Below are 23,948 nucleotides of genomic sequence, written 5' to 3' on the forward strand. Positions count from 1 at the left end.
CACCGCTTGAAGTCTTGGCAAAATCGGGAACAACCTTAAAATAGCCACACCCGAACCGTAGGGGCGGATTCAATATCCGCCCGTGGTTGGATACCTGAAAATATGATTTCACCCGCCGCAACTGTGCTTGAAAAACAAATCAAACCAACCTTTTGGTTGCTTCGATAGGCGTTGCCGAATGCCGTTTGCGGGCGGATATTGAATCCGCCCCTACAAAGGTCTTAGGCTGTTTGCCGTTCGGAAAATGTTTCAAAATCCACGTAGGCGCTACCGAATGCCGTTTGCGGGCGGATATTGAATCCGCCCCTACAAAGGTCTCAGGCTGTTTGCCGTTCGGAAAATGTTTCAAAATCCGCGTAAAGAGTTTTCAGACGGCCTCCATCCTCTTAACACCGGCCTTCCCAAAAACAAACCGCCACACCCAAAACTTCACTCGGGCATGGCGGTACGTTTACTAAACAAGTTGTTCAGAAATATCTAACTCAATACCGTGCGTCTTTCGGTTTGTCGCCGTTCGGCCAGTCTTTAACCTTACCGGCAAAGTCCGGGCGCGGTTGGTGGGTGAAATATTCGGCGATGTCCACGGCTTCTTGGTCGGTCAAGACTTTGCCTTCGCCCCACATGCCGTGCATTTGTGCACCCATGGGCATGGCGGCTTTGATGAAGGCGGCGGCTTTGTAGGTGCGCGCCATGCCTGCGCCGATATTGAAGGATTCGTCGCCCCACAGCGGCGGGAAGGCATAGACGCCGGTGCCGTCTTTTTTACCTTCGCCGTTGCTGCCGTGGCATGCGGCGCAATGTTGGGCATACAGTTTTTTACCGCGTTCGGGATTGGGCACGAGGTTGGTGTCTATCTTCACGGCGTTCACGATATCCACTTGCCGGCCTTTGGGCACGCCTTGTCCGACCCATTTGATATAGGCCACCATCGCCTGCATGGCTTCGCTGTCTTTCGGCAGCGGTTTGCCGTTCATGGAGCGCTGGAAACAGCCGTTGATGCGGCCGACCAAGTCAATTTCTTTACCCGGACGGGGCATCACGCGCGGATAGCGGTTGTAGGTGTTGATGTAGGGGTTGCCGCCCGGCACTTTGCCTTGTGCGATATGGCAGCTGCTGCAATTCATTTTGCTGCCGACATGCTCGGGGAGCAGGCGCGGGGTTTCGTTCATCAGGCGTTGGCCGTAGCGGATTTGCTCGGCATTCGGCTCTTTGTCGATGTCGCTGTCGGCCGGTACGGTGTATTGGCCGACTACTTTTTTCTGGTCGCCCTTGCCGGTCACAATCGGATAGGTGTAGGGGTGTTCGGCTGTTTTTTCAGACGGCCTCTCGTTGCAGCCTGCCAATCCGAGAAGAGCCGCGCCGACGGTCATGCCCAATAAAGCGAGTGTTTTATTCATGATGGTCTCCCGATGCGGTTTGAGGCACGATGTTGGGTGCTTTGGTGTTGACAAAACGGCGGATTTCGGCAACGTCGCCCGCTTTGACTTCCGGCGCTTGGTTGTGCCAGCTGTTGCGGACGAAGTTCACGACTTCGGCGATGTCTTCGTCGCTCAAGTGCCTGAATCCGGGCATGCTGAAGGTCATGTCGTCGTGCTTGGTGTGCGGCGTGCGCCCGCCTTCGAGCGTCACTTGAATCACGGATTGGGCGTTGTTGGCGTAAACCGCGCTGTTTTTATTCAACGCCGGGAAAATGCGCGCCATGCCGTTGCCGTCGGCACGGTGGCAAGCGATGCAGTGTTCGGCATACAGCATGGCACCGCGGCTGTTGTATTTGCCGCTTTTCAGCATGGCTGTGGTCGTGTCTTCACGTTTAGGCAGCCCTTGTGCTTTATCGGGCGACGGAGACAACGTTTTCAAATAAGCCGACATGGCTTTCAGGTCTTCGTCCGTCCAATATTGCGTACTGTGTTCCACCACTTCGGCCATAGCGCCGAATGCGGCAGTAACATCGGTGCGGCCGCTGGCAAAGAAATCCTGCAACTCGGCTTCGCTCCATGTGCCTAAACCGCGTTCTTCGCCGCGCAGGCTTTTCGCGCGCCAGCCGTCAATCACGGCACCGCTCAAGAAATGGCGTTTATCGTCGCTCAAGGCTTTTTCCTGATAAGCAAAGCCGCGCGGCGTATGGCAGGCGCCGCAGTGTCCGGGGCCTTCGACCAGATATTTGCCGCGGTTGATGCGGGCATCAAAACGGCGGTCGGCTTCAAACTGCCGCTGCGGTGCAAACATCGCTTGCCAATACGCGAGAGGCCAGCGCCAATTCAATACGGGCGGCAGGGTGCTGTCGGCATTTTTTTGGGAGACCGGCTCCACGCCGTGCATAAAATAAGCATACATTGCGCGCATATCGTCGTCGGGCATAATCGCATAAGACGGATAAGGCATGGCGGGATAAAGCGGTGTGCCGTCTGAACGGATGCCGTGTTGCACGGCGTTTTTGAATTGGGCGTAAGTATAATTGCCGATGCCGTTTTCTTTATCCGGCGTGATATTGGTGCTGTACACCGCGCCCAAAGGCGTTTGCATCGCCAAACCGCCCGCATAGAGTTTGCCTTTGGGTGCGGTGTGGCAGGCAAAGCAGTCCGACAAACGGGCAACGTATTCGCCGCGTTTGATCGTCTCCGAACTTGCCTCAACCGCCGTCACGCTTTGAGGGCTGCGGCTGTGGGTTATCCATTTGGCTCCGCCGTATGCCGCGCCGAACAATATCGCCACAGCCAGAGCCGCTTTGGTAAACATTTTCATATGTGCTCCTTTTTTTTACCCTTCGGCATCGTTATATTTACAGTTTAATGAATCTGTGCTTCGATGCTTAAAAGAATATTTATTTGTGCTTGAGCACATTGTCGGCCACAGGGCATAACGGCTCTATTGTGGAAAACCACATAACAAAACCATATTTGACATAAAGCAATAAAACATAGGGATAAGCATGGGCATCCGGCTGCTTTTCTGCATCATCCTGCTGGCCGTATCCAGCGTTTCGGCGAAAACATGGTATGTCGGCGTGTTGGCGCCGCAAGGTGCGGCAGTTGCGCGCAACCAATGGCAGCCGTGGTTGGATTGGCTGGGTAAGAAGCAGAACGGCGAACAGTTTGTGCTCGTTCCTTTAAGTTTGAACAATTGGCAGAAAGAGCTGTCTTCACAGCGGATTGATTTCGCATTGGGGCCGCAGGCGCAGTTTGTTGCCCTGCCCGACACGCAGGGCTGGCGTTGGCTGGCAACGGCACGTTTTCCCAGCGGGCATAGGCCGAAAGCGGCGGAGCAAGTGGGCAGCACGATTTGGGTACATGCCGATTCGAGAATAAACAGCGAAAACGATTTGCGCGGCCTGAAAATCGCCGCCGTCGATATTCAGGCGTTCGGCGGGTTTATGCTGGCAGAATCCGCGCTGCTCAAAAAAGGCTTACGCTCGGGAAAAGATTATCAGATTGTCTTTACCGGGTATCCGGTAGAACAAACCTTAACCGCTTTGCAGAAAAAAGAAGTCGATGCAGCCATTGCACCTTTGTGTTTAATGGAAGAGTGGCGCGCGCAGCAAGGTTTGTCCGAGCATGTTTTCAAACCCTTATCCGTGCACAGTATCGTTAACAACTGCATCTCCGGCACGCCCGTTTTCCCGCATTGGATGCTGGCCGCCCTGCCCTCCGTGCCGGAGCAAACCGCCTCGCAAATCGCGGCCTTGCTGCTCGGCAGCGCCGCAGCAGGCATGCCGTCGTGGTCTCCGCCGGTTTCGTTTGTAGAGGCAGAGCAAGTGTTGGCGAGTTTAGGGCGGCATCCCCTGCATCCCAACTGGCAGATGCAATGGAAAAACTGGCTGTATGAAAACACGATACTTGTCGGCGCCGTTGCGCTGATGCTGGTGATTTCCCTCATCAACTACGGCTGGATGGGCTGGTTGGCCTACCGTCGCAGAAAAAAACTGGAACAAGCCTACCGTCAACTATTAGAGCGCGACCGCCTGCTGGCACACGCCGACCGCATGAACATCGCCGGCGAAATGGCGGCCGGTCTCGCGCACGAACTCAACCAGCCGATGGCCGCCATCCGTTACTACGCCGAAGCCTGCCTGCAATTATTGGAAGCCGGCAAACAGCCCGAATCCATACGCAAAGCCCTGCACAACATCATCCAAACCACCGAGCACGGCAGCCACATCATCCGCAATTTGCGGCAATGGAGCAAAACGCCCGAACACGTTTATACCGACGCGCGCATAGAAGACATCCTGCAACACTGCGCCGACTGGCTGGCCTGCCAAAAACACGCCCCGCAGCTGCATTGGCAAAACCACAGCGGCTTATCTTCCATCCGCACCGTTGCCGGCATTGTCGAACAAGTTTTGATGAACTGCCTGCTCAACTGCCAACAGCAACAAGCCAAGCGGATCGACATCACCGTTTTCAGACGGCCTGAATCCGAAGAGCTGGTGATCCGTATTGAAGACGATGCCGGCGGCTTTAACCAAGACATCTTGGCCCAACCTTCTATCCCGTTCCGCAGCACCAAATCCGACGGCTTGGGTTTAGGCTTAGTCATCTGCGACCGCCTGCTGCGCGGCATCGGCGGCAGCATCACCTTAGCCAACCGCTCTGACGACATTGCCGGCGCCCGAATCGAAATCTCTTTACCCGAAAGGAACACCGATGCCTGAACTCGATATCCACGTTGTCGATGACGATGCAGCCGTGTTGGACGCATGCGGTTTTCTGCTTGAAAGTTTGGACTACCGCCCCACACTCTGGAGCGACCCTAAAATATTTCTCGAACAAGCCGAGCTGGATCAACCCGGTATCGTGCTCACCGACTGGAACATGCCGTGGCTCAACGGCCAGCAGCTCCAACAAGCCTTAATCCAACGCGAAAGCCCCTTAGCCCTCATCGTAATGACCGCTTTCGGCGACGTGCCGTTGGCAGTTGATATGCTGCAACAAGGCGCGGCGGACTTTTTAGAAAAACCCGTTTCTCTCCACCGCCTCCAAAGCGCCTTAAACGCCGCCACCAAGCAAACGCTCGACAACTACGCCCAATGGCAAAGCAAACAACGCTTCAAACTCTTAAGCGCAAAAGAACAAGCCATCGCCGCGTATCTCGTGAAAGGCTATACCAACAAACACATGGCCGACGAATTAAACGTCGCCGTGCGAACCATCGAAGTCCACCGCGCCAACCTAATGCAGAAAATGCAGGCCGACAGCTTGGCCGACCTGCTGCGCCAATTGATGCTATTGGGTATTGAATAAATAGCTGAGACCTTTGCAAACCCCCATCTGCGGCGCATTTCTGCGTTGTGCGCTGCTCGCTCGTTTGCCTATCTGTATGATATGTCTGCACTCGCTGCGCTGCTACGCCTTGAACTGCATCCACATCTGAGGGTTTGCAAAGGTCTCAGCTTGAATAAACAAGAGGCCGTCTGAAAACTTTTCAGACGGCCTCAATACCGTTGGCTAGGCTTAACCGTAAGTAAGGTGTGTCGCCTTGCCTCTAAACGCCCAGTAAGCGAAGATGCTGTACGCAATAATCAACGGCACGGTAACGCACACGCCGATCAGCGTTACCACCAAGGTAGGCGTGCTGGCGGCCACTTCCCACACTGTAAGCTGCCCGATCACGGCGTAAGGATAGAGGCTGATGCCCAAACCGACGGCGCACAAGATCAGGGCAAAGATGGTGAGGGCGAACGGCTGCCAAATGCGGCAGTGCAGAATGTTTTCGCTTTGCAGCAGCAGTTTGGCGCGCAGCAGGCAAAACGCGCTCAGAAGCGGCACGGGCGCGAGCCAAAGCATGTTGGGCAGGGTGAACCACCGCTCGAAAATGCTGTGGCGGATATACGGCGTGGCCAGCGAAATCAGCAGCAGACAGCCCACCACCGGCCACCATGCCTGATTCGCCCAACGACGGGCTTTATGTTGCAAGTCGCCTTCGGTTTTCGCCACCAGCCAGCAGGCGGCAAGCAAAACATATACGGCGGGCACGGTGACCATGATGCCGAGTGAAAATAAGTAATCGGATACGTCGGTGCCGAACGCAGTAATGTAACGCCCCAGCATCCAGCCTTGCGTGAGCGCCATGCCCGCCGAGCCGAGCATAAAGGCGATGTTCCACAATTCTTTGTGGTTGTCGTCAGCTTTCACGCGGAAATCGAACGCCGCGCCGCGCACGATCAGGGCAAACAGCATAAAAGTGGCGGGCAGATAAAGATTGCCCAACACGATGGTATTGGCTTTGGGGAAGGCGATAAACAGCACGCCTGCGCCGAGCACCAGCCAAGTTTCGTTGGCATCCCAAAACGGGCCGATGGAGCCGACCATCACGTTTTGCTCGTCGGCTTTCGCACGCGGCATCAGCATGCCCACGCCCAAATCGAAGCCGTCCAACACCACATATACGGTCATCACGAAGCCGAGCAATCCTAAAAAGACCAAAGGCAGCCAGTAATTCCAGTCCATTATTTTTCCTCCGCGTTCAGACGGCCTACCGGATTCAGACGGCCTTTGTTGTGGATTTCGTGTTCGGGGTGTTCCGCCATATATTTCAACACCATCAGATAAGAAAGCAGCATGGCGGCGTAAAGCACGAGATACATCACCAGCGTTAAACCGACATCGCCCGCGGGCACAATTTTGGTTACGGCTTCGGCGGTCGGCAAAATGCCCTGCACCAAAAACGGTTGGCGGCCGATTTCGGTAACGTACCAGCCCGCCAGCGTGCCGACCCAGCCGATAAACGTCATGCCCGCAAAAGTGTGCAGCAACCAGCGCGGCAAAGTGTGCGGCTGCCAGCGGTGCTTACGCAGGCGGTACCAGCCGTACCAGCTCACCAACAACATCAGCATGCCGATACCAACCATGATGCGGAAAGCGAAAAACACGGGCGCAACCGGCGGCTTGTGTTCAAACTCGCTCAAGCCTTTGATTTCGCCCTCCATGCTGTGCGTGAGAATCAGCGAGCCGAGATAAGGAATTTTGACGGCGTAGTCGGTTTCCTGCGTTTTTTCGTTCGGCCAACCGATTAGGGTAAGCGGCACATTTTGCTCAGTGTGCCATACCGCTTCGATGGCGGCGAGCTTGGCCGGTTGGTATTCTTTGGTGTTCAAACCGTGCGCGTCGCCCGCGAAGATTTGCAGCACGATGGCGACGGCGGCGGTAGTCAAGCCGGTTTTCATCACATTGGCGGTGGCGGAGTTGGCCGATTTTTTCAGAATCTGCCAAGCGGAAAGGCCGACCACCAAAAACGATGCCGTCAACACCGAAGCCAGCATCATGTGGACGAAACGGTAAGGGAAAGAAGGATTAAAAACCACTTGCAACCAATCAGCCACATGAATGATGCCGTCTGAATCCACCCAATGCCCTTGCGGCGTCTGCATCCACGAATCCAACACCAGAATCCAGAAAGCCGAAATACTGGTGCCGACGGCGACAATGGTCGAAGCAATCATGTGGACGCGCTGGCTCACGCGCTCGCGCCCGAACAGCATGATGCCGAGAAAACCGGCCTCCAAAAAGAAAGCCGTCAGCACTTCGTAGCCCAGCAGCGGCCCGGCCACGTTGCCCGCCCGCTCCATAAAGCCCGGCCAGTTGGTGCCGAACTGAAAACTCATGGTTACGCCCGACACCACGCCCATCGCGAAGGTTACGGCAAAAACCTTAGTCCAAAAACGGTAAGCCTGAAGCCAGCCGTCGTTACCCGTTTTACCTGCTTTGTAGCGGAAATAAACCACAAACCAAGACAAGGCGATGGTAATCACGGGGAAAAGAATATGAAAACTGATGTTGACCGCAAATTGAATGCGGCTGAGGATTAAAGCGTCCATTGGATTTTCCTGTTTTGATGTGCGTCTGCAGTGCGTCTTATTTGCGCCCGCAGTATTTTTATCGCCGTGCGGCCAAGCGGTAGGCTGGAGCGTATGCCAAACCGCTTTTTCGCTCCGACTCCATGCAGGATTATAGCCCTCAAACCAAAATCATGATTCAAATCAAAGGTAAAGATCGCAAAAACGCGCTTTGATTCAGCCTAAGTTTAGGCAAACTCCGGTACACAGGCCGAGACCTTTGCAAACCCTCAGATGCGGATACAGTTCAAGGCGTAGCAGCACAGCGAGTGCAGACATATCAATACAAGGCTAAACGAGCGAGCAGCTCACAACGCAGAAATACGCCGCAGATGGGGGTTTTGCAAGGTCTCAGGCCGTCTGAAAGCAACCATTAGCGGGCTTCGCTAAAATGCCGCACCATCATCAATAAAACGGAATGGTTCGCCGAAAGCATTCAGGCCGTCTGAAAACATTTTCAGACGGCCTGATAGCGAATTAGATAAGTGATTTAACGGCGGTCGTCATCATCGCGATCATCGTCTCTGTCGCGATCTCTACGGCGGCGGTCGTCGTCGCGGTCATCATCACGATCATCGTCTCTGTCGTCGTAGCGGTCGCGACGGTCGCGGTCGTCATCTCTATCACGGCGGTTGTCGTCATCGCGATAGTCTCGATCGCGTCTGTCGTCGCTGTCGCGCTCAAAGCGTTGGCCTCGGTCGCGACGATCGGAATCTTCGTCGCCATCACCGCCGCACGCGCCCAAAGCAAATACGGCAGTCAGGCACAGCAACCACAGTTTTTTGTTGTACTTCATCTTGTTTCCTTTCTCTTAGCATCTTGATCTTGTGCCGACGTTTAACGTCTGTGTTTTTGTTGTTGAATACATTTCAGACGGCCATGATACACACAAAACCGCCGTCCCGCCCAACCGGATTACCCGCCGCCGTGATTCCGCACGCAGCAAGCAAAGAAAAACGGCCGCCGTGGGGCAGCCGTTTTCCCTTGCAGTGCCGTCCTTTTTATTGGGCAGGAGCAGCGGGAGCTGAGGCGTTTGCGGGACGCTCAAAACCTTTCTCTTTCATGCACGCATCAAATGCGGCTTGATCTTGAGTTGCACCAACTGTTTTTTGGCATTCTTGCATAGCTTGCTCAACAGTCAGGTTGGCTTCGGGAGCCGCAGTTTTCTCTTTGTTGCTCGAACAAGCGGCCAACATCAAACCGGCCATTACTGCGGTGATCCATAATTTATTCATAAAAATACTTCCTTTCTACATCGACAGTTTATTTTCTGTTTGGTTTCAACCGCCCGGGAAGGGGCCGGGCGGCTATATCGGGCATTAAAGCCGCTTATGCAGATTGAACCGCACTGGGTAATGAGAGTGGACGGAGCCGGGTTTAGTTTCTAAACAATCGCAAGATAATGCTAAAAATATCATAGAATTTACAATTAAAATTAACATTTTTGCGTTTTATATCCAAAAAATGTCCATATCATTACGCTTTATTTATACACACTTAGCCCGTTTGTCGCATCATCAATCCGCCTGTTTTATGACTTGGGATTAGTTCATGTCATAAGATAAAAATTTTGCAAAAGACAAACTTTATCTTTTTTAACCATTTTTTATACTGTTTCATACGTTACATTGCCGAATTGAGCGGATGCAAAAGAGGCCGTCTGAAATTTTTCAGACGGCCTCTTGGGTGTTTTAAAGCAACTTATGCCTGCAACCAAGCCTGCACGGCTGCTTTTAAGCGCGCCAAGCCTTCTTGTCGGTCTTCATCGTTCAACAGCAAACTCGGCGCCAAGCGAACCACATTGCCGCCTGCCACCAAAATCATCAAACCGTGCTTGAGCGCTTCCTGCGTCAATTCGCCCGCCCTGCCCGCGTATTCGTCTGCCAGCACGCAGCCGATCAGCAGCCCAACGCCGCGCACATCTTTAAACACGCCGGTTTCTTTGCCCAAAGCCGCCAATTCGGTTTTCAGCAGCTCACCGCTGCGCTCGACGTGTTGCAGCGTTTTCGGGTCATGAATCAAGTCGAAAGCACGGCCGGCCACGGCGCAGGCCAGCGGGTTGCCGCCGAAAGTCGAACCGTGCGTGCCGGGGCCGAAGCTGGGGGCAACGGCATCGGTGGTCAACATCGCGCCGATGGGAAAGCCGCTGCCGAGTGCTTTGGCGCTGGTAAGAATGTCGGGTTGCACGCCGTAATGTTCGTAGGCAAACAGTTTGCCCGTGCGCCCCATGCCGGTTTGCACTTCGTCGAAAATCAGCAAGGCATTGTGCTTGTCGCAAGCTTGGCGGGCGGCTTGTAAAAACGCGGCCTCGGCAGGCAACACGCCGCTTTCGCCCTGAACCGGCTCGATAATTACGGCGCAGGTTTTGTCGGAAACGGCGGCGGCTAAAGCTTCAGCATCGTTAAACGGCACATGCGTAATCGCGGGCGGCAGCGGTGCAAAATCCTGACTGTATTTGGGTTGGCCGCCGACCGACACGGTAAACAGGGTGCGCCCGTGAAAGGCGTTCACGCAGGCGATGATTTCGTTTTTCTCTGCGCCGAAATGGTCGCGGGCGTATTTTCGCGCCAGTTTCAACGCCGCTTCGTTCGCTTCCGCGCCGGAATTGCAGAAAAATACTTTGTCTGCAAAGGTATGTTCCGTCAGTTTTTTGGCAAGCTGTTGCGCGGCTTCGGTGGTGTAGATATTGGAGATGTGCCACAGTTTGGCGGCCTGCTCGTGCAATGCTTCAATCAAAGCGGGGTGGCAATGCCCCAAAGCGTTAACAGCAATGCCGCCGGCCAAGTCGATGTATTCCCGCCCTTCGGTGTCCCACACGCGGCTGCCGGCTGCGCGGTCGGGAATAACGGGGGCGAAGGAAAAATTGGGAGTCAGATAATTTTGCATGATGTTCTCTCGTAATTCGTTATTGTGTTCAGACGGCCTGAGGTGGTTCGGTTAAGCCGCACATTGTAATCATAAATTCAGCCTGCGAGTAAGCCGTTGCTCTGTATCATTTCGCGTAAAGCGCTGCGGCGCCGTTCGTTGAGCGTACAGGCCGTCTGAAAAACCTCTTTGCCGCCCCAAAACACAAACCGCTCGCGGGCGCGGGTAATGGCGGTGTACAGCAAAGCTTTGTTCAAACCGTGAGCATTGCCCGCTTCTGCCTGCCGCGGCGGCAACAGCCATACTTCGTGATACTCCGAACCTTGGCTTTTATGCACGGTCATGGCAAAAGCAGTTTCATGCACGGGCAGGCGGCTGAGGGCGATTTTGCGGTAACTGCCCGCCACGGGAAAATAAGCTGCCAGCACATCTGGCTGTTCGTCGTCGGGCAAAATCAGGCCGATGTCGCCGTTAAACACGTCCAACGCATAATCGTTGCGCGACACCATCACCACCTGCCCCGCAAACCACGGCGCATCTGCATGGGAGCGCCTATGGCGTTGCAGGCAGCGGCGGTATTCTTCGTTAAACGCCTGCGCATCGTCGCGCCTCGCCGCCAACACCACCGCATCACCCTGATGCTGAAATGCCGCCGCCACATCGCCCGCGTCCACCGCCTGCCAATAACGCTGCTGGCAACGGTAAAGCTCTTCCGCCTGCTGCTTGCCGCTGCCCGCCCTCACTTCGAGCACGTCGGGGAAACGGGCAAACTGCGCCCACGCTTCGTCAGCATTTTCCGCCGCCACCGCCCGCGCCAAACAGCCGATGCCGCTGTCGTCGCCAAAGCGGTGGCTCACCTGCAAACGCGCCACGTTTTCGGCCAACAGCGGCGCGTGTTCCGCCACCGTAAAACCATGCTGCGGCAACATTGCTTCCAATTCTTGCGCCGCTTCGGCAGTCAGCACCGTTTTTTGAGCCAGCTCCGACAAAACCGCACCGGCGCCCACCGAGGGCAGCTGGTTTTCATCGCCCAGCAGCACCACACGGCAGCCCGACGGCACCGCCTGCAAAAGCTGCAACAGCAAAGCGATATCGAGCATAGACGCTTCGTCGATAATCAAAATATCCAGCGGCAACGGCTGATCGCGATCAAACAGCGGCAACATCTGCGGCGGACGCAGTTTCAGCAAACGGTGCACGGTCTGCCCTTCGAGTTGCAGCAGATGGTTGCGCACCGCGTCGGGCAAATCGAATGTAGCCAACGCCTTATGCAAAGCCCGCGCCATGTGTGCCGCCGCTTTGCCCGTAGGCGCGGCCAACGCAATGCGCGGCAGCTTGCCCGCATGGCCGCACAACAAACCGAGCAGTTTCGCCACCGTCGTGGTTTTGCCCGTGCCCGGCCCGCCGCTGATCAGCATAAAAGGTTTCAACAAAGCCAATGCCGCCGCATCACGCTGGCCGTTGCTGCCTTCCAAACCGAACCAAGCCTCCAAATTCCGCCCTGCCTGCAACCAGTCCACCGGCGGCACGGCAGCACCGGCCAAACGCACAATCTCTGCGGCCAAATCGCGTTCAAGCTGCCATATCCGCCCCAGAAAAAGCTTTCTGCCCGCTAAAATCAACGGCGTATCACCGCTGTTGCCCGCTACCGACTGCGCCCGCTGCAAAGAGCGCGCTTCGTGTTCTTCCAGCCAAATATACGCATGCCCTTCCTGTAAAGCGGCAAACAGCTTGAATACATAAGGCTCCACCACCTCCGCCTCTTCGGGCGCATGACGTCGGAGCATGGCCACCGCCGCATCGGCAGCCGCTTGGTTCAAATCATCGTAAGACATGGAAGACACCGTTGTTTTCAATCGGAAAGCTAAAACAAGCAAGAAGGCATTTGAAACATCTTGCCCGAAAGAGAGGTATTCTACAAAGAATCAAGGCCGTCTGAAAAATATCTTTTCAGACGGCCTCATGCAACTGCGGCAGCTTACATTACAACACCGCCAAAGCAGCTTCGTAGTTCGGCTCTTGAGCGATTTCGCTTACCAACTCGCTGTGCAGCACTTGGTTGTTTTCGTCCAATACCACTACCGAACGGGCGGTCAAACCTTTGAGCGCGCCGCTTTCCAAAGCCACGCCGTAATCTTTGGCAAAGCCGCTGCGGAATGTGGACAACATCGCTACGTTATCAATGCCTTCCGCGCCGCAGAAGCGTTTTTGGGCAAAAGGCAGATCGGCAGAAACGCACAACACTACGGTGTTGTCCAAACCGGCGGCTTTTTCGTTAAACGTGCGTACCGATTGGGCGCACACGCCGGTGTCCACGCTCGGGAAAATGTTCAAAATCTTGCGCTTGCCGGCGTAATCGGCCAGCGTTTTTTCCGACAAATCAACGGCAGTCAGTTGGAAATCGGGCGCGGCTTGGCCTTTTTGCGGGAAAGCGCCGCCCACTTCAACGGGGTTGCCTTGCAGGGTTACTTGAGCCATAACATCTCCTTAATCATCAAATCGTCAAACAGTTTATGCCTTGCACGGCGGCAAGGCGGCGGGGTAAATCGATACGTTGGTTTGCGTGAGGGCAAACAGCGTTTCCAGCTGCCGTTGCGCCTGTGCCTGTGCATGCGCCAGTATATCGGCTTTGCAGGCGCTTTCCAGCACTTGTTTTTTAGCCTGCGCCTGCACTTCTTGGAACACGCTTTTATCTATCGGATGCAGACCGAGCGATCCGGTTTTGATGTCGTACACTTCGATATTGTCTAAGCCTACGCTCAGAATCTCTACCGGCGGCAGGCTGATAATCACTTTATCGTCCACCACATTCACATTCTCCGCCTTGAGTTTGTTTAAATCCAAACCCGCCAGCACCCGGCCCTGCGCGATAAAGAGGCCGGTTTGCGAATCCTGCCACAAAGCATACCAATTGCCTTTTTTCTCAGTTTTGATAATGGTATCGATATGAAAGGCCGTGCTTTCCAAGCGGTTCAGGTCTTGGATTTGCGTCAACACGCTTTCACGCGTGAGCACTTGACGGGCTTCTTGAGGCCGGTTTTGCCAGAAATACCATGCGGCAACGCCCGCCGCGGCCAGCAGCAACACAGTCAATATCAAACGGAAAAATGCTTTCATATCTCAAAGTTTCAATAAACGTAGCTGCAACAATATGATGCGCTTCACGCAAATTTCAATAGCCGGCCGTGTTTTTGCATCGGTGCGGCGTTTGATTCGGGCAGGCGGTTTCTGTGAAAATCACACAAAGCTGTATTTGCTAAAACGGCATTTGCTTCAACATGGTTTTATTGTTTTCATAAGACTAAGCAAAGACAAAGGCCGTCTGAAAACGGGCTTGGCGGGTTTCGCTAAAACACATTTTCAGACGGCCTCAAGGTTCGGCTTGCTTTCTATACACGAATCTTAAGCAGTCAACTTCTTACCAAACAAAGCTTCATGCTTGGCGCGCAACTCTTCCGCATCCGGCTCGAAAGACATTTCACTCAACGCGCGTTGCAAAGACCGTTCCGCCACTTTTGCCGCGGCTTGCGACACACCGGCTTCGGGAGCATTGCGCCAAATGCCTGCCAGCACTTTCTGCATCACGATGCCGACTTCCAAAATACCGGCGCCGTCGCGTGCGATGGGGTAAAACGCTTCTTCTACCCATTTGCCGGTTTCTTCGGGTTTAATCGACAAACGGTCGTATTTGTCTGCTTTATCGCCCGGTTCGTTTTCAGGCGGCTGCTCGGTCAAAATACGCATCATGCCCGTCATCACATTAATAGCCGTGCCCGGATCGTTCACCGCCGGAGACAAAGCCCGTTGCGCCACTTCGCTCAACACCACAAAGCCCCAGCTCGGGTCGAAATCATAGCCGCGCGTGCCGCCGAACACGAAGCATTTCAGCAAATCTTCGCTTTCCACTTCGCCGCCTTCCACCAACATCAGCGGCGTATCGTGGCCGACCAATTCGCCCGGGCGCACCAAAATATGAATGCGCACATCAGCGCTTTCGGCGCGGTTTTGCAGCGTGGACATATCAATATGCGTGAGATAACCGCTGAAGCCTGCCTTAACCATGCGGGCATGGTGGCTGCACGAGCCGCGCCAACCGGCGCCCATGTTCGGGTTGGCACGGTATTTTTCCAATGAATCCTCAGCCGCCTTCATGATTTTATTCACGGTGTGCGCCATGCCGCCCAATTGCGAAATGGTATGTACCCAGCGGATGAGGGTCACAATCAGATATACCAACACCAGCACGGTACTTACAAAGAGTACAAAACGCCCGTTCTGCCCGTAAAACTCCATACCCAAAGCGGTTTTGGCGATGATGGCGTAGATGAAGGCGGAAATAAAGCTGGCAATCGCCGTGCGCGTGTTGTCGTCGCTCATCACCAGCTCGGTGGCGCGCGGCGTGGCACCGTTGGCGGCCGACGAGAAGGCCGACACCATAATCGACAATGAAAACGTACTCACCGCCAGCATACTGGAAGCAATCACTTCCAACAGGCTTTCAAGGGTGGCCAAGCTGATTTGCGGGAAAATCCCCGCGGGCAGCCAAATAGTGGCCAAACGTGCGCCGAATGCAAACAAAACGGCCACCAGCGCCCACAAAGCAGGCGTTACCCACAACCTGTTGCTCGGCTTTTTAAATGCCAGAATCCAGCGGTACATCATGATGGTTATTGTCCTTTTATCTTGTGTTTATCTTAATGATTAAAGTGTGTGCTGCATCCAAACAAACCGTCTGACCCCTGTCGGAATGGCGGTTGTTGTTTGGTTAAAACGGCAAGAGGCCGTCTGAAAAACTTATCCGTGCGCAGAGAAATGGCGGTCGAGCACGGCTTCGATGCCGCTTTTCACGTCTTCGGGGCTTCTGCTGCTGTCGATAACGGCATAACGCTCAGGCGCAGCGGCGGCTCGGTTCAAATAAACCTCGCGCACCCGGTTAAAAAACGCCGCTTCTTCCTGCTCGAAACGGTCTTTTTCGCGACTTTTTCCGATACGCTGCATCGACACCTCCAAAGGCACATCGAGCAAAATCGTCAAATCCGGCCGCAAACTGCCCTGCACCCAGTTTTCCAGCACGGCGATTTTTTCCAGCGGCACCCCGCGCCCGCCGCCCTGATAAGCGAATGTGGCATCGGTAAAGCGGTCTGAAACCACATTCACTCCGCGTTCGAGCGCAGGCAGAATCACGTCTTCGATATGCTGGCAGCGCGCGGCAAACATCAGCAGCGTTTCGGTATGCAGGCCGGCTTGGGTGGACGGGTTGAGCAGAATCTCCCGCAAAGCCTCGCCCACCGGCGTGCCGCCCGGCTCGCGCGTAAACAAAACCGGCAGCTTTCGGCGTTCAAACCAATCTTTAATCACGGCCAGATTGGTGGATTTACCCGCACCGTCAATGCCGTCGAGAGTAATGAATTGTGCTTGCATACAAAGCTTTCAGATAATTTCAGACGGCCTCTGCGGAACAGTTCCATCAAGGCCGTCTGAAAACACATTACGGTAAAACGCTGCATTATAACGCTAAGGCCGTCTGAAAGCTGTTTTAGCGAACCCGCCAAGCCCGCTTTCAGACGGCCTAGTTTCAAGATGCGCCCGCATCAACGCTTGAGAATATATTTGCGTACCGCAGCATTATGCTCGTCTAAAGTATGGCTGAACTGGCTCAAGCCCGTGCCGTCCATTTTCGATACGAAATACAGATATTTTTCCTGCGAAGGATGGGCGGCGGCTTCCAACGCGGCCTTGCCCGGCAAAGCAATCGGCGTCGGCGTCAAACCGGCGCGGGTGTAGGTGTTGTAAGGCGTGTCGCGTTGCAGGTCGGCTTTGCGGATGCGCCCGTTATACGCGCTGCCCATGCCGTAAATCACCGAAGGGTCGGTTTGCAGGCGCATGCCGATGGCAATACGGTTGGCAAACACGGCGGAAACGTGGCGGCGGTCGGCTTCGTGGCCGGTTTCCTTTTCAATCAAGCTGGCCATAATCAGCAGTTCATAAGGATTCTGATACGGCAGCCCGCTTTGGCGCTCATCCCACGCCGCTTGCAGATTGCGCTGCATCATGCGGTAGGCGGTTTTATAAATTTGAAGGTCGCTGCTGCCCGCGTCGATTTCGTAGCTGTCGGGGAAAAACAGCCCTTCCGGGTTGTCGCTCAACGGGTTGGGATCAATGGTTTTCAGCAGCTTTTCATTACTCCAGCCGCGGGTTTCATGCTCGATGTCGGCGGTGTTGTTGATGATGTTGCGCATTTGCGAGAAACGCATACCTTCTACAATCCGCACGGTTACCGAATCGGGGCGGCCGCCGCGCAGTTTTTGCAGAATCTGCCAGGCAGACACTTTTTTAGGCAGACGGTAAGTACCTGTGCGCAAACGGTTATGCACGCCGAGCAGATACGCCGTACCCAACACCACATGGCGGTTGTAAATCACACCGTCGTCGGCCAGCTTGCGGCTCACCGAAGCAATGCCTTGATTTTTTTCAACTTTAACGCGGTAGGCTTTATCGTTGTCTTTCGGTATAAACAACAAAGCCGACCATGCGGCAACCAACAAAACAAAAAGGCCGGCAAGCCATTTAAACAATTTTTTCAACATGGTAGGATTCGTCCTATCGAAATTCGGCGACAGTATAAAACGTAAAAGCCGCCGCGAGTGGTAATTCCTGTAAATTTTAAATTATCGCCCAAGCTTCGGAGCGGCCGTTGATTTTCCGACAAAAGGCCGTCTGAACAAACCAACCGTTTTCAGACGGCCTCCCTATATAAAGGCCGTCTGAACAGCCCCTGCAAAGAAACCCGATGATGGAAAACAACTGGCAACAAGGCTGGTGGCAGCCTGCACGGCGCACCGATTCGCCCAACTTCTCGCCCCGCCCCGACAACGAAACCGTTGCACTGGTCGTCGTGCACAACATCTCGCTGCCCCCGTTCGAATACGGCAACGGTGCGGTAGAACAATTATTTACCAACAGCATCAACCCCAACGCACATCCGTTTTTCAGCGTTATCCACCGGCTGCGCGTTTCCAGCCACTTTTTCATCACCCGCACCGGCGAAACCGTACAATTCGTTTCCTGCGACGACATGGCCTACCATGCCGGAGTGTCGTCTTTCCGCGGGCGCGAAAAATGCAATACCTTCTCCATCGGCATCGAAATGGAAGGCTGTGATTTCGAACCGTTTACCGAAGCCCAATACCAATCTCTTAACCGGCTTCTGCAAACCCTCTGCGACCGCTATCCCATCGAAGCCGTTACCGGTCATCAGGATATTGCACCAGACAGAAAAAGTGACCCCGGTCATTTTTTCAATTGGTCTAAAATACATGAAAGCGGCATAAACATCGTCCGCACAGAAAATAATCCGCAGTTTCAGACGGCCTCAAGCTGTAATGAAGCACAAATTTAGCTATAATCCCGGCATAATGCACCGTTCAACCCATCAACACAGGTTTTCAAACTTATGAATGAAACAATCCTGATCATTATCGTTTTAGCCCTTGTCATCATCCTTGGTGTCATCGCCTACAACATGTATCAAGAAAACCAGTACCGCCAGCAGGTACGCCGCCAGTTCGGCCATTCCGATAAAGACGCCCTGCTCGGCAGCAAAACCGACTTCGTGCGCGACGGCAAATCGCAAGACCAAACCGGCGTGCCTCTGCGTCCCGTCCGCCAAAAAGACATTTCCGCTCCCGCATTCGAACCTAAAGACGACTTGTTTGCCGCCAAAGTTTCACAAGCCGCCGCCAACAAACCCGATGTGGAAATCGAGTACGAAGACGACTTCAAAGAAAGCGTTATCGAACCGGAAACAAAAGAAGCCGATGCCGCCTACGATTTCAAACGCGTGGCCGCACCCGTTTATTCCCAAACCAAACTTCACGGCAAACGCAAACTGCTGCTCGACCTGCATGACCTCCCCAAACTCGAGCTGCCGTGGTTCGACCCGCGTTTCGACTACATGGCCTATATTTCCCTGAGCGAACCGCAAGAGCTGCACACCATTCCCCGTCTCTCCAGCCGCCACCGCTTCCAAATCGCCGGCTGCACCATGGACGACCGCTTCCAGATCGCCGAGCCGATTCCCAGCGTGTATTACCAAGGCTTTATCATCGGCCTGCAATCCATCAGCCGCAGCGGCTTGGCCACCACTCAAGAGCTGGAGCAATTCGGCGAGCAGGTTAACCAGTTTGCCGAGAAAATGAACGGCGGGCTGCTGCTCACCGATGTGGAAACCTTCCTTAACGTCGCCCGCCCGCTCGACGAACTGTGCGCCCGCGTTGATCAAACCATCGCCATGCACTTGGTTTCGCGCGGCACCGTCAGCGGCGTAGAACTGCGCTCCGCCGTTGAACAATTGGGCTTTGAACTGGGCGTGGACGGCGCATTCCACTTCCCCAACGAAAAAGGCGAACCGCTGTTTACCATCGTTACGCTCGACAACTCGCCTTTCACTTCCAGCCTGCTCGACAGCCAAACCTACCGCGGCTTCAGCATGCTGTTCGACATCCCGCATGTACCCGCGGGCGAAAAACAGTTCAACCGCTTCATGGATTTGGCCGTCAAACTCTCCAGCAACTTGGGCTTGGATTTGGTAAACGACAAACTGGAAGAATTGTCCACCCAATGGCTGAAAGATGTCCGCAGCTATGTGCTGGCCCGTCAGGACGAAATGAAAAAAGTCGGTATCGAACCGAGCGGACAATTGGCACAACGCCTGTTCTCTTAATCTGCGCAACAGCAGCGCAAACCATCATCAAAGGCCGTCTGAAAACTTTTCAGACGGCCTTTTTTATTTGCCGAAACATGCCTATATCAAGAAGGGGCATGGCAGACAGCCCCTTTTTCTATACAATACGGCCTATCTGTTTCAGACGGCCTTCAGCATCTATTCACGAAAACCAGAGGCCGTCTGAAAAACCGCTTACCTTTTTCAGACGGCCTCATCCATGAACAACACCGCCCGCCGCATTCAAGAACTTACCGAACAGCTCAACCGCTACGCCTACGAATACTACACCCTCGACGCACCCACCGTGCCCGATGCCGAGTACGACCGGCTTTTCCGCGAACTCGAAGCCCTAGAAGCCGCCCACCCCGATTTACGCCTGCCCGAAAGCCCCACCCAGCGCGTCGGCGGTATGCCTTTGGACGGCTTTGAAAGCGTGCGCCATACCGTGCCGATGCTGTCGCTGAACAATGCTTTTTCGCCGCAAGACGAAAACGGCACATTCGATCACGCCGAAATGCTGGCGTTTGACGAGCGCGTGCGCGGCGGATTATCCGGCGTTCAACCCGAATACGTTATCGAACCCAAATTCGACGGCCTCGCCATCAGCCTACTCTACCGCAACGGCGTGCTGGTTCAGGCGGCCACGCGCGGCGACGGCACCACCGGCGAAGACGTTACCCAAAATATCAAAACCATTGCCAATATCCCGCTGAAACTGCGCGGCGACAACCTGCCCTCGCTGCTTGAAGTGCGCGGCGAAGTGCTGATGCTCAAAGCGGATTTTGCCGCCTTAAACGAGAAACAGGCTGCCGACAACCAAAAACTGTTTGCCAACCCGCGCAATGCCGCGGCAGGCAGCCTGCGCCAACTCGATTCGCGCATCACCGCCAAACGCCGTCTGCATTTTTTCGCTTACGGCATCGCCCGCATCGAAGGCGGCGCACGTTTGGAAGAGCACATTCAGGAGCTGGCTTATTTGTCCGAACTCGGTTTCAGCCTGCCGCACGGGCAATTCGGCGTTTTCCCGAATATCGCCGAAATACTGGCATTTTACGAACACATGTCGCAAAAACGCCCCGAACTTCCGTATGAAATCGACGGTATGGTGGTAAAAGTGAACAGCTTGGCGCAGCAGGAAACTTTGGGTTTCGTTTCCCGCGCGCCGCGCTGGGCCATCGCGCACAAATTCCCCGCCGAAGAAGCCTTAACCGTGGTTGAGGCGATTGATGTGCAGGTCGGCCGCACCGGTGCCGTTACCCCCGTCGCCCGCTTGCAGCCGGTGTTTGTCGGCGGCGTTACCGTAACTAACGCCACGCTGCACAACGAAGGCGAAACGCAGCGCAAAGACGTACGCATCGGCGATACCGTGGTAGTGCGCCGCGCGGGAGACGTGATTCCCGAAGTGGTGCGCGTGGTGTTCGAACGCCGCCCGATGCAAACCATTGCCGAAACTATTGCCGAAACCGTTTCAGACGGCCTGCAAAACGATTTGTTTGCCGAACCCGCCGCAACCGCCACCGAGCAGCCCGTTTATCCCCAATACCGCCTGCCCGAACACTGCCCGATCTGCGCCAGCGAAATCGAACGCGAAGAAGGCGAAGCCGTGGCCCGTTGCAGCGGCGGCATGTTGTGCCAAGCCCAGCGCGCGCAAGGGCTGATTCATTTTGCTTCGCGTAAAGCGATGGACATCGAAGGCTTGGGACAACGCCAAATCGAGCAGTTGGTCGCCCAAAATCTGGTGCAGCATTTCGCCGACCTCTACCGTTTGGACGTACCGACTTTGCAGTTGATGAAAGAAAACGCCGATAAAGAGCAGGCTGCGGACACCGGCGGCACAGTTTCAGACGGCCTCAAAACAACGTCTAAAAAACAGTCGCCGACCAAATGGGCGGAAAACATTCTCGCTGGTATCGCAGCCAGCAAGCAGCCCGAACTCGCCCGTTTTCTGTTCGCCCTCGGCATCCGCCATGTCGGCGAGCGCACGGCCAAATCGCTGGCTCAAGCCTTCGGCACGCTGGAAATCGTGCGCCGTGCCCCCGAACCCGTGCTGGCCTGCCTGCCCGACATCGGTGCCATCGTTGCCCGTTCCATCGCCCATTTCTTCGCCCAACCGGAGCAGCAGGCCATGATAGACGAACTGCTTGCCGTAGGCGTTGTTCCACAAAACCAAACCGTTACCCTGCCCCTTTCCCAATATGTTACTCCGGCCAAATGGCTCAGCCGCCTGCCCGGTTTCAAAATCAGCGAAACCAAAGCCGCCGCCTTGTGGGATTTGGCGGGCAAAAATACAGACGGCCTATTGAACGACAATGCGTTGAATGCCGACTGGCAGCAATGGCGCAACCAACCCGAAAATGCAGCCCTTTTATTGTCTATGCGGCAGTTTCTGGAACAAATGCCGTCTGAAAACGAAGCATCCGTTTCAGACGGCCTCAACCAAGCCGTTGCCGGTAAAACCTTCGTGTTTACCGGCACTTTGCCGACTCTGAAACGCGACGAAGCACAAGCCATGATTGAAGCGGCGGGCGGGAAAGTGTCCGGCAGCGTATCGAAAAAAACCGATTATGTGGTCGCGGGCGAAGCGGCGGGCAGCAAACTGGAAAAAGCCCATGCGCTGGGGGTGGCGGTGTTGGATGAAGCGCAGTTGATGACTTTATTGGCTTGAGGATAAAACCGCATTAATGATGAAGGCGGTACAAAATTTATCGCTTAAATTTGGAACTCATTTCAAACTTTATTATTAAAAACTTGTCGTATTGCCAAGCACATTTAAGGAGACATAATGAAACCGATTAAAAAAGCCGTATTCCCCGTTGCCGGTATGGGCACCCGCTTTCTGCCGGCTACCAAAGCCAGCCCGAAAGAAATGCTGCCGATCGTCGACAAACCACTGATCCAATATGCCGTAGAAGAAGCCGTGGCCGCCGGTTGCACCGAAATGGTGTTCGTAACCGGCCGCAACAAACGCAGTATAGAAGACCACTTCGATAAAGCCTACGAGTTGGAAACCGAGCTGGAATACCGCAACAAAGAAAAACTGCTTGCCCACGTTAAAGATATTCTCCCCCCCGAAATTACCTGTCTGTATATCCGCCAAGCCGAAGCATTGGGGTTGGGACACGCCGTACTGTGTGCCAAAGCCGCTGTCGGCGACAACCCGTTTGCCGTGATTCTGGCCGACGACTTGATCGACGCACCGCAAGGCGCATTGAAGCAGATGGTGGATATCTACAACCAAACCGGCAATAGCGTTTTGGGCGTAGAAACCGTCGATCCGTCGCAAACCGGTTCATACGGCATCGTTGAAATCGAAAATCTGAAAAACTACAAGCGCATCACCAATATCGTTGAGAAACCGAAGCCCGAAGAAGCGCCTTCCAATCTGGCCGTGGTCGGACGCTACATTCTCACGCCGCGTATTTTCGACCTGCTCACCAACCTGCCGCGCGGCGCAGGCAACGAAATCCAACTTACCGACGGCATCGCCCGCCTGCTGGATCACGAGTTTGTGCTGGCACATGCTTTTGAAGGTACGCGCTACGATTGCGGCAGCAAAATCGGTTATCTGGAAGCCACCCTCGCCTACGGTTTGAAACACCCCGAAACCGGCGACGCTTTCCGCGAGTTGCTGAAACAATACGCAGAAAAGCTCTAAGTACCAAGATGATGGTTTAACAACTGATAACCGCATCATACAAATAAAGGGCCGTCTGAAAATTCAGACGGCCCTGCGTTTTCCCGATAGTTCATTACATTGAGGTGCTTACGCTTTTCCCAATATTTCCATGTTGAACCGTGATTTGCAGCGGCATCATTGATACAAACCAACGGCTAAAGCACTTGTAAGGCCCCAACTCAGCCTGCTAGACCTGTTTTCCCATCGTATCTGCCATTATTCGAATAGCTAGCTTTCAGACGGCCTCAAGCTGCTTGCACAACATCTAACAAGGCACGGCTGCCATGTCTTGCGGCGAATTGTAATTAACAAACGCCTCTTCCAACGGAAACGTTACAGGCAAAGCATGCTCCTGCTCCAGCCAGCCGCGCATGGTACGCAAACCCGTTTGCAGATAAGCCGGCGTACTTTGAAGCGTTTGCGGCCGTACAAACATCACGCTGTAATGCTGTTTCATAGGCGTTTCAGCATAAAACGCGTGGGTTGAAAAAGACTTTCCCGCCGTTTGAAGAAAACGCTCCACCAAATCGGGCGGCAACCTCAGCGTATCGCACGGCACAATCAGCAACCAATCCGCCTTGGCAAACTGGATATCACTGGCTGCCGTTCCCAAAGCCGCCAGCGGCCCCAAACCCTGCCATTGGCGCGCATCGGCAAACACATGCGGCGTACGCTTGGCGTATTCCTCGATATTGCGGTTTGCGCTAATGGCAATATTGTCGACTTGCGGCCTGAGGGCATCTATCACATGATCGACAAAGGCTTTCCCTTGACACATCATCAGACCTTTGTCTTTCCCGCCCATGCGCCGGCCCTCTCCACCGGCCATAATCAATGCACTTACCGTCATT

The 23,948-nt window shown here is 54.5% G+C and carries 20 protein-coding genes; 6 read left to right on the forward strand and 14 right to left on the reverse strand.

What is annotated here, in order from left to right; translation table 11 throughout:
• Positions 1-482: 482 nt before the first annotated feature.
• Complete coding sequence (locus CKV66_RS08850) at positions 483-1,397, reverse strand: c-type cytochrome (protein WP_085363066.1); 915 nt, start codon at positions 1,395-1,397, stop codon at positions 483-485.
• Positions 1,390-2,742: a cytochrome c gene (locus CKV66_RS08855; RefSeq protein ID WP_085363067.1), complete on the reverse strand. Its 1,353-nt coding sequence runs from the start codon at positions 2,740-2,742 to the stop codon at positions 1,390-1,392. Before CKV66_RS08855 ends, CKV66_RS08850 begins: the two co-directional genes overlap by 8 nt.
• Before the next feature lie 187 nt (positions 2,743-2,929).
• Here CKV66_RS08855 and CKV66_RS08860 point away from each other — a divergent pair, with 187 nt between their 5' ends.
• Together CKV66_RS08860 and CKV66_RS08865 are read left to right on the forward strand one after the other, a co-directional pair.
• Positions 2,930-4,651, forward strand: a complete 1,722-nt coding sequence (locus CKV66_RS08860) for a sensor histidine kinase (RefSeq protein ID WP_085363068.1) — start codon at positions 2,930-2,932, stop codon at positions 4,649-4,651.
• Positions 4,644-5,240 carry a response regulator transcription factor gene (locus tag CKV66_RS08865; protein WP_085363069.1) on the forward strand — a complete coding sequence of 199 codons (597 nt, stop codon included), beginning with the start codon at positions 4,644-4,646 and terminating at the stop codon, positions 5,238-5,240. The genes CKV66_RS08860 and CKV66_RS08865 overlap by 8 nt, the downstream gene beginning before the upstream one ends.
• Before the next feature lie 210 nt (positions 5,241-5,450).
• Here CKV66_RS08865 and CKV66_RS08870 read toward each other — a convergent pair whose 3' ends face one another.
• The 11 genes from CKV66_RS08870 to mltG form a co-directional block, all read right to left on the reverse strand.
• Entirely contained in the window at positions 5,451-6,446 is a 996-nt protein-coding gene (locus CKV66_RS08870) for a cytochrome d ubiquinol oxidase subunit II (protein ID WP_085363070.1), read from the reverse strand.
• Entirely contained in the window at positions 6,446-7,813 is a 1,368-nt protein-coding gene (locus CKV66_RS08875) for a cytochrome ubiquinol oxidase subunit I (protein WP_085363071.1), read from the reverse strand. The genes CKV66_RS08870 and CKV66_RS08875 overlap by 1 nt, the downstream gene beginning before the upstream one ends.
• Positions 7,814-8,321: 508 nt before the next feature.
• Entirely contained in the window at positions 8,322-8,627 is a 306-nt protein-coding gene (locus CKV66_RS08880; protein WP_085363072.1) for a hypothetical protein, read from the reverse strand.
• Between the two features lie 205 nt (positions 8,628-8,832).
• Positions 8,833-9,066: a hypothetical protein gene (locus CKV66_RS08885; protein ID WP_085363073.1), complete on the reverse strand. Its 234-nt coding sequence runs from the start codon at positions 9,064-9,066 to the stop codon at positions 8,833-8,835.
• A gap of 466 nt (positions 9,067-9,532) precedes the next feature.
• Entirely contained in the window at positions 9,533-10,717 is a 1,185-nt protein-coding gene (locus CKV66_RS08890) for an acetylornithine/succinyldiaminopimelate transaminase (RefSeq protein WP_085363074.1), read from the reverse strand.
• 77 nt (positions 10,718-10,794) lie between these two features.
• Positions 10,795-12,531 (reverse strand): exodeoxyribonuclease V subunit alpha, encoded by a 1,737-nt coding sequence (gene recD / locus CKV66_RS08895; protein ID WP_085363075.1) that lies wholly within the window; start codon positions 12,529-12,531, stop codon positions 10,795-10,797.
• Positions 12,532-12,679: 148 nt separating this feature from the next.
• A complete protein-coding gene (tpx, locus tag CKV66_RS08900; protein ID WP_085363076.1) occupies positions 12,680-13,174 on the reverse strand; it encodes a thiol peroxidase in 495 nt (164 codons plus the stop codon).
• A gap of 33 nt (positions 13,175-13,207) precedes the next feature.
• Complete coding sequence (locus CKV66_RS08905; RefSeq protein ID WP_085363077.1) at positions 13,208-13,813, reverse strand: DUF4230 domain-containing protein; 606 nt, start codon at positions 13,811-13,813, stop codon at positions 13,208-13,210.
• A gap of 285 nt (positions 13,814-14,098) precedes the next feature.
• Positions 14,099-15,358, reverse strand: coding sequence for a DUF2254 domain-containing protein (locus CKV66_RS08910; protein WP_085363078.1), 1,260 nt, complete (start codon positions 15,356-15,358; stop codon positions 14,099-14,101).
• A gap of 132 nt (positions 15,359-15,490) precedes the next feature.
• Positions 15,491-16,117: a dTMP kinase gene (gene tmk / locus CKV66_RS08915; protein WP_085363079.1), complete on the reverse strand. Its 627-nt coding sequence runs from the start codon at positions 16,115-16,117 to the stop codon at positions 15,491-15,493.
• 170 nt (positions 16,118-16,287) lie between these two features.
• A complete protein-coding gene (gene mltG / locus CKV66_RS08920) occupies positions 16,288-17,283 on the reverse strand; it encodes an endolytic transglycosylase MltG (RefSeq protein ID WP_085363080.1) in 996 nt (331 codons plus the stop codon).
• Between the two features lie 206 nt (positions 17,284-17,489).
• Between mltG and ampD the strand changes: the two genes are divergently transcribed.
• From ampD to galU, 4 genes are all read left to right on the forward strand, one after another.
• Positions 17,490-18,095 (forward strand): 1,6-anhydro-N-acetylmuramyl-L-alanine amidase AmpD, encoded by a 606-nt coding sequence (ampD, locus tag CKV66_RS08925; RefSeq protein WP_085363107.1) that lies wholly within the window; start codon positions 17,490-17,492, stop codon positions 18,093-18,095.
• Between the two features lie 54 nt (positions 18,096-18,149).
• On the forward strand, positions 18,150-19,418 hold the full coding sequence (locus tag CKV66_RS08930; protein WP_085363081.1) for a cell division protein ZipA C-terminal FtsZ-binding domain-containing protein: 1,269 nt from the start codon (positions 18,150-18,152) through the stop codon (positions 19,416-19,418).
• A 220-nt stretch (positions 19,419-19,638) separates the two neighbouring features.
• On the forward strand, positions 19,639-22,086 hold the full coding sequence (ligA, locus tag CKV66_RS08935; protein WP_085363082.1) for an NAD-dependent DNA ligase LigA: 2,448 nt from the start codon (positions 19,639-19,641) through the stop codon (positions 22,084-22,086).
• Positions 22,087-22,203: 117 nt separating this feature from the next.
• Positions 22,204-23,076: a UTP--glucose-1-phosphate uridylyltransferase GalU gene (gene galU, locus CKV66_RS08940; protein ID WP_085363083.1), complete on the forward strand. Its 873-nt coding sequence runs from the start codon at positions 22,204-22,206 to the stop codon at positions 23,074-23,076.
• 286 nt (positions 23,077-23,362) lie between these two features.
• On the opposite strand, the gene mobA is transcribed toward galU, so the two are convergent.
• The gene (mobA, locus tag CKV66_RS08945; protein ID WP_095197871.1) at positions 23,363-23,947 is read right to left on the reverse strand and encodes a molybdenum cofactor guanylyltransferase MobA; all 585 of its coding nucleotides are present in this window, start codon (positions 23,945-23,947) and stop codon (positions 23,363-23,365) included.
• Position 23,948: the final 1 nt, after the last annotated feature.

This window comes from Neisseria zoodegmatis, assembly GCF_900187305.1.
GTDB lineage: Bacteria > Pseudomonadota > Gammaproteobacteria > Burkholderiales > Neisseriaceae > Neisseria > Neisseria zoodegmatis.